This is a genomic window from Streptomyces sp. CA-249302 (genome assembly GCF_050936785.1).
Classification (GTDB): domain Bacteria; phylum Actinomycetota; class Actinomycetes; order Streptomycetales; family Streptomycetaceae; genus Streptomyces.
Map to the genome: position 1 here is coordinate 4,125,578 of NZ_JBNJMG010000001.1, position 12,988 is coordinate 4,138,565.

General features: G+C 74.2%; 11 protein-coding genes. 7 read left to right on the top strand and 4 right to left on the bottom strand.

What is annotated here, in order from left to right; translation table 11 throughout:
- Nucleotides 1–57: 57 nt before the first annotated feature.
- Together ACQEWB_RS18420 and ACQEWB_RS18425 are read right to left on the bottom strand one after the other, a co-directional pair.
- On the bottom strand, nucleotides 58–1,194 hold the full coding sequence (locus ACQEWB_RS18420; protein WP_432832261.1) for an acyl-CoA dehydrogenase family protein: 1,137 nt from the start codon (nucleotides 1,192–1,194) through the stop codon (nucleotides 58–60).
- Between the two features lie 290 nt (nucleotides 1,195–1,484).
- A complete protein-coding gene (locus ACQEWB_RS18425; RefSeq protein WP_432832263.1) occupies nucleotides 1,485–2,117 on the bottom strand; it encodes a TetR/AcrR family transcriptional regulator in 633 nt (210 codons plus the stop codon).
- A gap of 95 nt (nucleotides 2,118–2,212) precedes the next feature.
- On the opposite strand from ACQEWB_RS18425, the gene ACQEWB_RS18430 reads away from it, so the two are divergent.
- The 7 genes from ACQEWB_RS18430 to ACQEWB_RS18460 all read left to right on the top strand — a co-directional run bounded on the left by ACQEWB_RS18430 (nucleotide 2,213) and on the right by ACQEWB_RS18460 (nucleotide 10,754).
- On the top strand, nucleotides 2,213–3,724 hold the full coding sequence (locus ACQEWB_RS18430; RefSeq protein WP_432832265.1) for an MFS transporter: 1,512 nt from the start codon (nucleotides 2,213–2,215) through the stop codon (nucleotides 3,722–3,724).
- A gap of 199 nt (nucleotides 3,725–3,923) precedes the next feature.
- Nucleotides 3,924–5,144, top strand: a complete 1,221-nt coding sequence (locus tag ACQEWB_RS18435; protein ID WP_432832267.1) for a nucleotide disphospho-sugar-binding domain-containing protein — start codon at nucleotides 3,924–3,926, stop codon at nucleotides 5,142–5,144.
- A gap of 107 nt (nucleotides 5,145–5,251) precedes the next feature.
- Nucleotides 5,252–6,289: a ketoacyl-ACP synthase III family protein gene (locus tag ACQEWB_RS18440; RefSeq protein WP_432832269.1), complete on the top strand. Its 1,038-nt coding sequence runs from the start codon at nucleotides 5,252–5,254 to the stop codon at nucleotides 6,287–6,289.
- Nucleotides 6,286–7,320: an aldo/keto reductase gene (locus ACQEWB_RS18445; protein ID WP_432832271.1), complete on the top strand. Its 1,035-nt coding sequence runs from the start codon at nucleotides 6,286–6,288 to the stop codon at nucleotides 7,318–7,320. Before ACQEWB_RS18440 ends, ACQEWB_RS18445 begins: the two co-directional genes overlap by 4 nt.
- Nucleotides 7,321–7,366: 46 nt before the next feature.
- A complete protein-coding gene (locus ACQEWB_RS18450; protein WP_432832273.1) occupies nucleotides 7,367–8,521 on the top strand; it encodes a nucleotide disphospho-sugar-binding domain-containing protein in 1,155 nt (384 codons plus the stop codon).
- Entirely contained in the window at nucleotides 8,518–9,495 is a 978-nt protein-coding gene (locus tag ACQEWB_RS18455) for an aromatase/cyclase (protein WP_432832275.1), read from the top strand. The genes ACQEWB_RS18450 and ACQEWB_RS18455 overlap by 4 nt, the downstream gene beginning before the upstream one ends.
- Nucleotides 9,480–10,754 carry a nucleotide disphospho-sugar-binding domain-containing protein gene (locus ACQEWB_RS18460; RefSeq protein WP_432832277.1) on the top strand — a complete coding sequence of 425 codons (1,275 nt, stop codon included), beginning with the start codon at nucleotides 9,480–9,482 and terminating at the stop codon, nucleotides 10,752–10,754. Before ACQEWB_RS18455 ends, ACQEWB_RS18460 begins: the two co-directional genes overlap by 16 nt.
- A gap of 309 nt (nucleotides 10,755–11,063) precedes the next feature.
- Here ACQEWB_RS18460 and ACQEWB_RS18465 read toward each other — a convergent pair whose 3' ends face one another.
- Entirely contained in the window at nucleotides 11,064–11,642 is a 579-nt protein-coding gene (locus tag ACQEWB_RS18465) for an antibiotic biosynthesis monooxygenase family protein (protein ID WP_432832279.1), read from the bottom strand.
- 58 nt (nucleotides 11,643–11,700) lie between these two features.
- Entirely contained in the window at nucleotides 11,701–12,954 is a 1,254-nt protein-coding gene (locus ACQEWB_RS18470) for an FAD-dependent monooxygenase (protein ID WP_432832281.1), read from the bottom strand.
- Between the last annotated feature and the right edge of the window lie 34 nt (nucleotides 12,955–12,988).

Sequence of the window (12,988 nt, forward strand, 5' to 3'; positions counted from 1 at the left end):
CGTTCGTGGTGGGCGCGGGGCGCCCGGGGCGGGGACGTCCCGTGCGGACGTCCGGTGTCACAGGCCGAGTTCGGCGGCGACCAGCCGGCGCTGCATCTCCGAGGAGCCGGAGAAGAGGGTCGCGGGGACGGCGTCGCGCAGGGCCGCCTCGACGCCGGTCTCGGCGAGGTAGCCGCGGCCGCCGAAGAGATGGACGGCGTCGAGGGCGGAGGCCACGGCGGCCTCGGACACCTGGAGTTTGGACAGGGCGATCGGGAGTACGGCGGAGCCGCCGCGGTCCATCTCCCAGCAGGCGCGGTACAGCAGCAACCGGCCGCTCTCCAGCCGGAGTTTCATGTCGACGACGCGGTCGGAGACGGACTGGAACTCGGCGATCCGGCGGCCGAACTGGCGCCGCTCGCGGACGTGCGCGACGACCTGCTCGACGAGCCGGTCCTGAAGCCCCAGGTAGAGGGCGAACAGACAGGCCCGCTCCCAGCCCATGGACTGCTGGAAGATCACCGCGCCCAGACCGGGGGCGCCCAGGACGCGTTCGTCCGGCACGAAGCAGTCGCGGAACTCGACGGTGCCGGCCGGGCAGGCCAGCATGCCCATCTTGGCGAAGGGTTCGCCGAGGAGCAGGCCCGGGGTGCCGGTGTCCACGGCGAAGGCGGTCAGCCCGAGGTGGCCGGCGGCGGGGTCGGTGGTGGCGTAGGTGACGCAGAGGTCAGCGACGGGCCCGTTGGTCACGAAGTTCTTGAGCCCGTCGAGCACCCAGCCGCCGGGCACCTTGCGGGCGCTCGTGGCCAGCCTCGACACGTCGGAGCCGGCCTCGGGCTCGGTCATGGCGTTGGCCGCGACCAGCCGCCCGGCGCAGAGGTCGGGCAGCAGCTCCTTGCGTACGGCGTCCGCGCCGAACTCGGCGATCGGCATGGCGCAGGCGAACAGGTGGGCCGCCGCCGCGAAGACCAGGCCGGTGGCGGGGCAGCCCTTGCCGAAGGCCTCGAAGCGCAGGGCCGCGTCGAGGGCGCCGTGTCCGCCGCCGCCGTACTCGACGGGCACGCTCGCCCCGAGCAGGCCCGCCTCGCCCAGGGCCCGCCAGTGGTCGCGGGTGTAGTACTCGGCCGTACCGAAACCGTCCGGAAGGACGGACCGGGCCGCTGCCAACGCCCCGTCGTAGGCGGCCTGTTGCTGGGGCGTCCAGCCGAATTCCATGGGTGCTCCTTCGCCTAGTGGGGCCGACGCCGCTCCACTGTGCGGGCACCCGCTAGGCAGGCACTGGAAGGCCACTTGAAGGACGACGGCGAAGGAGTCCGGGGACGCACGCGCTCCGGAGTGCGGCTGCGCAGGCGCTCCGGATGTGGTCGCGCGGGCACTCCGGGCGCGGTCCCGCAGGCGCTCCGGATGCGGCTGCGCAAGCCCGCTCGACCGGTGCGCGAGTGGGCCACCAGGCGGCTGTCCGACGCTGGACCAGGCATGGCATGCCCGCCCGGGCGGTGGTCGGGTCAGCGGCGGCAGTAGTCGCCCAGGCCCGACTCCACCCGGGCGAAGACGCGGTCCGCGTCGGCGTGTGCCTCGTCGAGGAGTGCGGTGGCGCGCTCGCCGTCCAGGACCCGGCGCTGGTTCTCCAGGACCAGGATGCGGCGGGCACCGACCAGTTGGGCCGCGGCGAGCCGCGGTGCCAGCGGGTCGTCGCCCCCGTCCTGTTCCGCCAGCTCCGCGGCCAGGGCCTCCTCGACCGCCGAGACGACCGCGAGCCGACGCTGCTGGAGCGAGGGGGTGGCATGGATCAGCCGGACCACGGCGAGGATCGTCTCCTCGTCGTTCAGCCCGGTCGAGGGGTCGAACTCCGCCAGCGCGGCGCGGAACTGCTCGCGCACCGCGTCCACCGCGGACCGGCCGACGGCACGCTCGCGCACCACCTGGGCGAGCTCGTCGGTGTGCCGCTCAAGAGGCCGCATGACCAGGTCTTCCTTGGTCGGGAAGTAGTTGAAGACGGTCATCGTCGATACCTCGGCGGCGGCGGCGATCTCGGCGACCGAGACCTTGTCGAAGCTGCGGTGGGTGAACAGCTCGATCGCCGTCGTCCACAGCTTCCGCTCGGTCTGCATCTTCTTGAGCGTTCGAAGGCTGGCCATGAACCGCAGTGTAGCAACTATACAGTTCGAGTCAACACAGAAATTGACTCACCAAATACATTGACTCACTACAAGATTCTTGGAAGCCTGGAGTCATGACAACGACCACCGCACCTTCCCTGCCCCCCATGACGGCCGGCCGGCGCAAGCTGTGCTTCGCGCTCTGCCTGGTGACGATCATCGTGGCCCTGCTGGACATGAACATCGTGTCGGCGGCCTCCGTCCCGATCGTCCGCGACCTCGACCCGGTCAACGGCGTGAACCGGCTCCCCTGGCTGATCACGGCCTACTCCCTGGCCGCGACCGCCACGCTCCCCCTGTACGGAAAGCTCTGCGACCTCTACGGCGCCAAACGCGTCTACCTGGGTTCCGTCGGCACCTTCCTGGTCGGCTCGATGCTGTGCGGAGCGGCCCAGTCGATGGGCCAGCTCATCGCCTTCCGGGCACTCCAGGGCGCGGGCGGCGGCGGCCTGATGAGCGTCACGATGGTGGTCCTCGCCCAGCTCATGGAGCCCGGCGAGGAGGAGAAGGGCGGCGGTGTCGGCGGCATCGTGGGCGGCGCGGCCATGGCCGTCGGCCCGCTGGTCGGCGCACTGTTCGCGGACGACCTGAACTGGCGCTGGATCTTCTACGTCAACGTGCCGCTCGGCCTCGCCGTGCTCGTCGGCAGCGCCCTGATGCTGAAGCTGCCCGCGGGCAGCGGCGGCCGCCGTATCGACTTCCTCGGCGCGGGCCTCGCGGCCGGCTTCACCACGGTCGTGCTGCTGGTGTCGGACTGGGGCGGCGACAAGTACGCGTGGTCCTCGCCGGTCGTCCTCGGGCTGATCGCCGGCGCGGTCGCGGCGCTCGTGCTGTTCGTGTGGCGGCAGCGCACCGCCGCCGAGCCGATCCTGCCGCTGAGCCTGTTCCGGGTGCCCGCGCTGCGGACCGGGTTCGTCGTGCAGTTCCTGGTCGGTGTGAGCCTGATGGGCTCGGTCGTCTACATGATGGTCTACCTCCAGACGGCGCGTGCGCTGAGCGCCATCGACGCCAGCCTCTTCCTGATCCCGATGGCGTTCGGCATGACCGTCAGCGGCATCGTCGTCAGCAAGCTCACCGACCGCGGCTGGCGGGCGCGCACCTTCCTGGTGTCGGGCTCGGCCTGCGCCGCCGTCGCGATGGGACTGCTGGCGCTGACCTCCGCGGACACCTCGCTGTGGGTGCTGCGCGCCGAACTGCTGCTGCTGGGTGTCGGGTTCGGGCAGATGGTCGGCCAGCTGATCATGGTGGTGCAGGTCAGCTCCCCGGAGCACCAGCTGGGCGTCGCCACCACCGCGCTGCGCTTCTTCCAGACGGTGGGCAACGCGGTCGGCGCCTCGGTGTTCGGCGCCCTGCTCACGCACCGCTTCGCCGCGGACGCGCCGGGCGTCCCGCTCAGCGGCATCGCACGCCTCACCGGCGAACAGCACAGCCACGCGGTGTCGGTGTTCGTCGACGCCACCGACCTGATCTTCGTCACGGCGGCCGTCATCATGGTCCTCGCGGTCCTCGCCCTGCTCCGGCTGCGCGCCGCCGCCTCCCCGACCGCTCCGAGCGCCCCGTCGGCCGCCGTGCCGGCGGACGCCTGACACCCGGAAGGCTCGACCGGGGTTCGAGCCCTCCCGAGGACGCTGGGGCCCGTCCGGCCCGCCGGCACCGCGGACACCGCGGACCGGCCGACCGGACGGGCCCCGGCCGTGTCGGCGCCGGCGGGTCGTGGGCCGGCGGGTCGTGGGCCGTACCACCGCCGGCCCTCCACCACACCGGCCGTCCCCGAAGGAGACCCGCATGCGGATCCTGTTCATGACCTTCCCCTGGGAGTCGCACTACTACCCCGTCGTCCCCACGGCCTGGGCCTGCCGGGCGGCCGGGCACGAGGTGCAGGTGGCGACGATGCCGCTGCTCGCCGACGCGGTACGGGCCTCGGGCCTGCCCGCCGTCGAGGTGGGCCCCGCGGTGCGCGAGCTGAAGGAACTGTTCGGCGGCCGCAGCCACATCGCCGGGATGGAACCCGACGGCTGGCCCGACGACTGGCCGGCCGACCCCCGCACGCTCAGCGCGAAACAGCGTCACTTCCTGGAGAACATGGGCGCGATGCAGTGCGTCATCGCCCGGTCCATGCTCGACCCGCTGCTGGCCCACGCCCGCGACTGGCGGCCCGACCTGATCGTCAGCGACGCGGTGACCCTGGCCGGCCCGGTCGCGGCGGCCGTGCTCGACGTGCCCAACGTCCGCTACCAGTGGGGCATCCCCTACCTCCAGCGCATCGAGTGGCGGCTGGACGGCGGCGGCCCGCTGCCCGGGTTCACCGAACTGCTCGCCGAGTACGGCGCCGGCCCGCACCGCGAACCCGACGCCTGGCTCGACCCCTGCCCGCCCTCGGTCCGCTACACCACCGACGAGCGCACCCTGCCCCTGCGCTACGTCCCCTACAACGGCCCCGGCGGGGTGCCCGACTGGCTGTACACGTCCGGCGGCCGCCCGCGGGTCTGCCTGACCTGGGGCGGTACGACGGCCAAGGCGCTCGGCCCGGCCATGCTGGACGCCGTGCACCAGACGATCGACGCGGCGGCCGGCCTGGACGCCGAGATCGTCGTGGCGGCGAGCCCCGCCCTGCGGGAGCTGCTGGGCGAACTCCCCGAGGGCACCCGGTGCGCGGTGGGACTGCCGCTGCAACTGCTGCTGCCGACCTGCGCGGCGGTCGTGCACCACGGCGGCCCCGGCACCAGCCTGACGGCGGCCGCCTGCGGGGTGCCCCAGCTGTCCGTCACCCGCATCCCGCAACTGACCGTCACCGGGCGGCGGTTGGCCCGTACCGGCGCGGTACGGCACCTGCGGCAGAGCGACGTGCCCGCCGGGGACGCCGGCGTCCGCCTGGTCCGCACCGGTCTGCGCTCACTGCTCGACGACCCGGCGTACACCGCCGCGGCCCGGTCGCTGCGGGACGAGATCGAGGCCCAGCCGAGCCCGGCCGACGTGGTCCGCGACCTGGAGAAGCTCACGCTCTGAGCGGTGTGCGCCCGGCCGGCCCGCCGGTGTCGAGCGGCTCTCCACCGGCCGCCGACCGGGCGTCGGCAGCCTGAGGCTGCCAACCGGACACACGAGAGGAGCGGACCGTGCGCACAACGGACGTGTACGTCGCGGGAGTCGGAGGCTTTCTCCCCGAAGTCGTCTCCGCCGACACGGCGGTCGCCGAGGGCCGGTACTCGACCGAGGAGATCGAACGCTACGGCCTCACCGGCGCGGCCGTCGCCGGTGAACTGCCCGCCCCCGACATGGCCTTGGCCGCGGCCCGCCAGGCGCTGGAGCGGTCGGGGCTGACCGCCGAGGAGATCGACACCCTGCTGTACGTCACCGTCTGGCACCAGGGGCCGGACGGCTGGTGCCCGCAGGCCTATCTGCAACGGCACCTGCTGGGCGGCGACTGCCTCGCGGCCGAGATCCGGCAGGGCTGCAACGGCGTGTTCGGGGCGCTGGAGCTGGCGGCCGCCCGGCTGCTGGCGGGGCGCGAGGGACGCGGTGCGCTCATCGCGGCCGCCGACAACTTCGGTACGCCGCTGGTCGACCGCTGGCGGGCCAACCCCGGCTTCGTGCTCGGCGACGGCGCGAGCTCCCTGGTGCTCAGCAACCGGGACGGCTTCGCCCGGCTGCGCAGCGTGGCCACCCGCACGGTGCCCGAGATGGAGCAGCTGCACCGGGGCACCGAACCGCTGTTCCCGCCCGGCGCGACCACCGGCGGGCAGCTGGACTTCGGCTCCCGCGCCGGGGCCTTCTTCGCCTCCCCGGACCGGCCGGCCGATGCCGGGCTGCGGCTGTTCAAGGCGCAGGAGGAGCTGATCGGGCAGAGCCTGGAGGAGGCCGGCGTGAAGCTGGCCGACATCACCCGCGTCGCCTACATGAACACCGAACGGGACATGGTCGAGGACCGGCTGCTGCGCCCGCTGGGCCTGCCGCTGGAGCGGTCCACCTGGGACTACGGCCGGGGCATCGGGCACATCGCCGCCAGCGACCAGGTGCTGTCCTTCGAGCACCTGCTGGCCACCGGCGCGCTGCGGCCCGGCGACCATCTGCTCGCCATCGGCATCGGCCCCGGCGTGGGCATCGGCAGCGCGGTGATCGAGATCCTGCGCACCCCCGACTGGCAGACCCGGTGAGCGCACCCGCACCGTCCGGACTCCCGCGGGGAGCCGTACGGACACGGACGCTCGGCCGGGGCCTCACCGTGTCCGCCGTGGGCCTCGGCTGCCTCGGGCTCAGCGGCGGCTACGGCGAGGCCCCCGAGGCCGGCTCGGTCGCGCTGCTGCGGCGGGCCGTCGACGAGGGCGTCACCCTGCTGGACACCGCCGACTTCTACGGCGGCGGGGCCTGCGAGGAGCTGGTGGGCCGGGCGGTGGCCGGACGGCGCGACGAGGTGGTGCTGGCCACCCGCGGCGGAGTGCGCTCCGCGGTTCCCGGCGGCCCCCCGTCGGTCACCGACGGCCGTCCGGCGTATCTGCGGCAGGCCTGCGAGGCCTCGCTGCGCCGGCTCGGCACGGACCGTGTCGACCTCTACTACCTCGCCCGCGTCGACCCCGAGGTGCCGGTCGAGGAGAGCGTCGGCGCCCTCGCGGAGCTGGTCGCCGAGGGCAAGGTGCGCCACCTCGGCCTCTCCGAGGCCGGTGCCGGGCAGCTGCGCCGGGCGCACGCCGTGCATCCGCTGTCGGCACTGGAGAGCGAGTACTCGCTGTGGGAACGGCATGTGGAGGACGAGATCCTGCCCGCCGCCCGCGCCCTCGGCATCGGCTTCGTCGCGCACAGCCCGCTGGGCCGCGGCTTCCTGACCGGCACCCTCGACTCCGCGGACCGGCTCGGCGCCCGGGACATCCGCCGCAACCACCCCCGGTTCAGCGCCGGGAACCTCGCCCGCAACCGCGCCCTGCTCGGCGCGGTCGAGGAGACGGCCGCACGGTACGAGGTCACCACCGGACAGCTGGTGCTGGCCTGGCTGCTGTCGCGCGGCCCGGACGTGGTGCCGATCCCCGGCACCCGCAGCGAGGCCCATCTGCTGCTCAACATCGGCGCGGCCGGCCTCGAACTGACCGCCGATGAGTCCGCGCGGCTCGCCGCCCTGCTGCCGCCCGGCTCCGTGGCCGGCTCCCGGCACCCCGCACACCGCCCCGCCCGCCCGGCGGCGGCCACCGGCTGAACAGCCCCCTCCCACCGCCTCTCCCTCTCGTCCACTGGATGTGATCATGAAGATTCTGCTGACCGGGTCCTGCTCGGACGGCATCGTCCTGCCGATGACCTCGTTCGCCTGGGCGCTGCGCGCCGCCGGACACGAGGTGCTGGTCAGCGGCCCGCCGAACGTGCGGCCGCTGGTCACCGGCGCCGGACTGCCCTTCGCCCCGTACCGCGACCCGGTGACCTTCCCCGACCTGCTCCGCAAGGACCGGGCCGGCAATCCGCAGTCCATGCCGTCCGGCGGCGAGCACGAGCTGCTCGCCCACATCGGCCGCGGTTACGGCCGCCTGGCCGGCCGGACCCTGGACGAGGCGCTGGCCCTCGCCGACGACTGGCGCCCCGACGTCGTGATGAGCGATCCGCAGGGCCTGGTCGGCGGACTGGTCGCCGGCGCCCGCGAACTGCCGTGGGTGCGGCTCGGGTTCAGCATGGGCTCGCCGCCGGTCATGGACGACTCGGCCCGCGCCGAGGTCGCCCCCGACCTGGAGCGCCTCGGCTTGCCCGCCCTGCCCGCCCCGGCGCTCACTCTGGACGTCTGCCCGCCGAGCGTGCGCCGCCCCGAGCAGACCGCCGTGACGGGCCTGCGTTACGTCCCCTACAACGGCACCGCCGTCCTGCCCGACTGGCTGCTGCGCCCGCGCCGCGGACGCCGGGTCCTGCTCACCCTGGGCACCCAGGTGCCGCTGCGCGGCGGCCTCGGCATGATGAGCCAGTTGATGAAGACGCTCACCGCCGACCTGGACCTCGAAGTGGTCGTGGCGATCGACGACACGGCCGCCGAGGAACTGCGGCCGACGCCCGAGGGCGTCCTCGCCGTCGGCCGGGTCTCGCTCAACATGGTGCTGCCCACCTGCGACCTGATCGTCCACCACAGCGGCTCCGGCACCACTATGACCAGCCTGGTGGCCGGCGTACCGCAGATGATCGTCCCGGTGATCGCCGAGACCTGGGACTACGCCCGCCGCCTCGACGAGTTCGGCGTGGCCCGCCGGCTCACCCCGCAGGAGGCCGACCCGGAGGCGGTCGTCGCACAGTGCCGGCCGCTGCTGGAGGACCCGTCCTACCGGGAGCGGGCCGCGGTGCTGCGCGACGAGATCGCCGCGCTGCCCAGCCCCGCCGAACTCGCCCTGAACCTCCCGGAGTTGATCGCGGGAGGTGCCCGGTGACCACCGTTGACGCACACCGCACGGAGGCGTCCGCCCCGGTCGCCGCCCCCGCCGGGGAGGTCTACCGGCTGCTGACCGACGTGGCCGAATGGCCGCTGCTCTACCCCTGGATCGCCCACACCGAGGTGCTGGAGAGCGAGGGCGGGCGGGACCTCGTCGAGTTCTGGGCGGTCAAGCCGGACGGGACCGTACGCAACTGGACCTCGCGCCGGGTCCTGGACCCGCGGGCGCTGCGCATGGACTTCGAACAGCTCGGTTCGGTCGGCCCGATCACCGGTCTCGGCGGCACCTGGATCTTCCACCCGGAGGGTCCGGACGGCTGCCGGGTGGCGACCGAGCACTGGTTCACCACCGACCGGGACCCGGACGAGACCGCCGGTGAGCTGGACCGCAACAGCGCCCGCCAGCTCGCCACCCTGCGTGCCAAGGCGGAGCGGCGCGCCGAGTTCACGGACCGGGTGCTGCGGGTCGAGGCACACCGCGAACTGCCGTACGGCACCGAGGAGTCGTACGACCGCCTGGTGCGGGCGCTCGGCCACGAAGGCACCGGCGCCGACTTCGCGGACGTGGTGACCCGCGCCCCCGCCGGCGGTACGCACACCGGCCGCACGCTGCGCATCGCGGTGCCCGGCCGGGCCGTGGTGCACCAGGACCTGACACCTCCCGACCCGCTCGAACTGTGCCTGCGCCGCTGGCGGATCACCCCGGCTTCGGCCGACCGGACCCGGCTCACGGCGAGCCTCGTCCTGTCGTCGCCGCGGGCGGCGCTGCCCGGGCCGCGGGAAGCGCTGCGCGCCTGGGCGGAGGCCGACCTGGCCACGGGCCTGGCCGCGGTCGGGGATGAGCCGGGAGATGAGCCGGGAGATGAGCCGGGAGATGAGCCGGGAGATGGACCGAGCGGGATGAAGCGATCCGGCACACGAAGCGACACGAAGACCGAAGGAAAGGGGGCACCCCCGTGCGAGTTCTGCTGAACGGGCTGATCGCCAGCCACCTCTCACCGATGCTGCCGCTGGCCTGGGCACTGCGGGCGGCGGGACACGACCTGCTGGTGGTGGGCGGCACCGACGTCGCCGCGGCGGGCCGCGCCGCCGGCCTCAACGCCGTACCGGTCACCGGCGCGACCCGAAACCCGGGTGGGGAGACCGGGCCGGGGCGGGCGCGGGCCGAGCGGTCCCCGCGGGCCGAGGAATCCTCGCGGCCCGAACCGTCCCGGCGGCCGGAAGCCTCCCCCCGGCCCGGCGCGTCCCCACAGACCGGCGCGCCCCCGCAGCCCGGGTCGGCCGCTCCGGCCGGCTCCCCGCCCTGGGACCGGATCCTGGCCGGCAAGGAGCCCCAACTGCGGGCCGGGCTCGGGGAGTTCGTCGAGCTGCTGGCGGGCTGGCGCCCGGACCTGGTGCTCACCGATCCGTTCGGGTACGGCATCCAGGTCGCCGCCGCCATATCCGGCATCCCGGTCGTCGTACACGAGTTGGGCGCCTGGGACTCCAGCGTGGCGATGAACGCGGCGGCCCGCCGGGTCTTCGGGCCGCTGTGCCGGGAGCGGGGCGCCGAGGCGGGGCTGCCGGAGCCCGCGCTGGTGATCGACCCGACTCCGGCGCTGCTGCGAGCCCCGGACGCGGGCCCGGCCCACGAGGTGCGGCACATCCCGTTCAGCGGGGCGGAACGGATCCCCGGCTGGGCCCTCGCACCGGCCGACGGCGAGCGCGTCTGCGTGGTCTTCGGCGTGTGGGGAACACGGCTGCTGGCGGACAGCGGGCGGCTCGGCGAGGTCATCGGGGACATCGCGGGCGCGGCCGGGACGGTGGCGGGGCGGGAGACGGTGGTCCTGCTGGACGAGGAGCACCACCCGGCGGTCGGCGCGCTGCCGGCCGGCGTCCGGCTGCACGCCCCGCTGCCCCTGGACCTGGTGCTGCGCGGCTGCTCGGCGGTGGTGCACCACGGCGGCAGCGGCAGCACGCTCACCGCGGCCGCGCACCGCGTCCCGCAGGTCGTACTGCCGGCCCAGCAGCCCCAGTTGGCGGCCGCCGGGCGCCGGGTCGAGGCGGCGGGCGTGGGCCGGGCGCTGACCGAGGCCGACGGCGACCTGGGCAAGGCGGTGGCGACCGCCCTCGACCAGGTCACCCACGACCCGTCCGTCCACCGGGCCGCGGTGCTGGCCGGCGACCAGATCGCGGCGATGCCGACACCGGCGTCCCTGGTCCCCCGTCTGACGGAACTCGCCAGCGCCTGAGGCCGGTTCACCCGCAGGGCCGCTCCCCTCCCGGGGGGGCGGCCCTGCGCCGTACCGGAACAGACGTGCCGCGCCGGACAGTTGCGGGGCCGCACCCGCCGACCCGGGTCCGCGCCGTGGACGACCCGGCCGGAACACGCCCCACGTGCGGGAGCGTTGCCGGCTGTGCCCGCCCCGGGCGTGCGCAGGGTCGGCGGGCATTCCGGCGCCCAGCGCACGCCGAAGCCATCCGAGCTGCACCAGGCGCCCCGCGCACGCCGAAGCGGCCCGCCCCTCGTCAGGTGGGACGGGCCGCTCGGCGTCGGGCGGTCAGGCCGCCGTGACGTGCGTCGCCTCGTCGGCGTCGGTGTCCGCCGGGGCCGGCACCTCGGCGCGGGCCGCGCGGGCGGCGTCCGCGGAGGTCCACCAGGTGGCGAAGGTGTACGAGCCCTGCGTCAGGATCGCGGCGTCCAGTTCGGCGTGGCGGAAGCCGTCGCGGGCGGCGAGTTCCTCGGCGTAGGAGGACCAGGCCTTGGCGACGGTCTCCGGGTCGTCCGTGCTCTCGAAGGTCTCCACCACCACGACCGGGGTGACCGCGGCCACGTCACCGGCGCGCACGACGTTGAAGGAGGGCGCGGCCGACACCTCGACGAGCTCGTGGAACTCGGCCGCGTGGGCCTGGAAGACCTCGCTGCCGAGCACCTTCTGGAAGTCCTGCGGGGAGCGCCAGCGCCCGAGGTTGACGTACACGCCGGGCCGCTCGGTCAGCCGTACGGCCTGGTGCGAACGGAAGCCCTCCTGGGCCCGCATCCACTCGACGTGGCTCAGGAACCGCTCCTCGAACTCCCCTGCCTTCGCGGGGTCCTTGAGGGTGAAGGTGTTGATGACGGTGAAGAGGGTGTCGGCCATGGCAGCCGCCTTTCGTGAAGGGAGACGGAAGGGAGACGGAGGGAACGAACGGGTGCGGTCAGTCGAGGAACAGGTCCTCGGCGACGCCGATGGACCGGTTGCCGTACGCGATGGCGTCGAGGATCTTTCGGTAGACCGGGGTGTGCCGGAGGGCGGACGCCAGCTTCGGGCGGACGCGGGTGGCGAAGGTGCCGTGGGAGAGCATCGCCGTGCTCTGGACGGCCTGGAGTTTGGCGACGCGCCTGATGTCCGGGGCCCGCAGCTCCTCGAACGCGCCGAGCGCGGCCCGGCTCGCGTCGCCCGTGCGCACCGCACCGACCAGCAGCGGGTGGGCGACGACCGCGTCCTGCACGGCCAGGTTGATGCCCTGCGCGCCGATCGGACTGTGGGTGTGCGCGGCGTCACCGATCAGCAACAGGCCGTCCGCCGCCCAGCGTTCGGCGCGCCCCGAGAACACGTCGAGGAGGCTCAGGTCCCTGAGGGAGGTGATCTGTTCGTGGATCAGGTCGGCGTACGGCGCGGCGGCCGCGGCGAGTTCGGACTTGACGTGGTCGAGTCCACGGGCGACGACCTGCCGGTAGCCCTGGTGCGGCAGGGTCCAGCCGAGCTGGATGCGGTCCGGGAAGGAGTCGTACGCCAGGACGGGGCTGCCGCCGGCCCGGAACACCCGTACGTCACGCTCGCGTTGGCCTTCCGCGCCGTCCGCGCCGTCGGGGCGGTGCAGCTTGAACCACAGGACGTCCAGGTCGAAGGCCTCGGTGCGGCCCGCGTCGATGCCGGCGAGGCGGCGCACCTTGGAGAAGCGGCCGTCGGCGCCGACGACGACCCGGGCGCGCACGGTGACCCGGCCGCCGGGGCCGTCGGCACGGACGCCGCGGACGTGTCCGTCCTCGCGCACCAGCTCCGAGACGCGGTGCCGGTCCAGGTGGGTGAAGTGCTCGAACTTGCCGCAGTGCAGCAGGAGTTCGTCGAGAACATGGGGCTGCGGGATGCTCAGGAGGTGGTCGTGGGGGGCGGGCAGCGCGCGGTAGTCGATGTCGAGCAGGACGCGGTCCTTCTCGACCAGCCGGAAACGTGCGTGTTCGTGGCAGCCGCGGGCGCGGGCGCCGGCCAGCACGCCCAGCCGGTCGAGCAGGGCCATCGCGCCCGGCTGAAGGATCTCCCCGCGGAACTCGCGCTGTCCGCTGCCGCTCTTCTCGACCACGGCGACCCGCACGCCGGACCTCACGAGCAGCAGCGCGAGCACCAGGCCGGCCGGCCCGGCGCCCACGACGCAGACGTCGGTGGTGACTTCGTCCTCGGCGGCGGTCATGTCCTCTTCTCCATCCGTTCCGTTCGGCGTGGCA

What these genes read in the sequence shown, in the direction of transcription:
- ACQEWB_RS18420 (WP_432832261.1), bottom strand. Translation starts at nt 1,194, where the DNA reads ATGGAATTCGGCTGGACGCCCCAGCAACAGGCCGCCTACGACGGGGCG.
- ACQEWB_RS18425 (WP_432832263.1), bottom strand. Translation starts at nt 2,117, where the DNA reads ATGGCCAGCCTTCGAACGCTCAAGAAGATGCAGACCGAGCGGAAGCTG.
- ACQEWB_RS18430 (WP_432832265.1), top strand. Translation starts at nt 2,213, where the DNA reads ATGACAACGACCACCGCACCTTCCCTGCCCCCCATGACGGCCGGCCGG.
- ACQEWB_RS18435 (WP_432832267.1), top strand. Translation starts at nt 3,924, where the DNA reads ATGCGGATCCTGTTCATGACCTTCCCCTGGGAGTCGCACTACTACCCC.
- ACQEWB_RS18450 (WP_432832273.1), top strand. Translation starts at nt 7,367, where the DNA reads ATGAAGATTCTGCTGACCGGGTCCTGCTCGGACGGCATCGTCCTGCCG.
- ACQEWB_RS18465 (WP_432832279.1), bottom strand. Translation starts at nt 11,642, where the DNA reads ATGGCCGACACCCTCTTCACCGTCATCAACACCTTCACCCTCAAGGAC.
- ACQEWB_RS18470 (WP_432832281.1), bottom strand. Translation starts at nt 12,954, where the DNA reads ATGACCGCCGCCGAGGACGAAGTCACCACCGACGTCTGCGTCGTGGGC.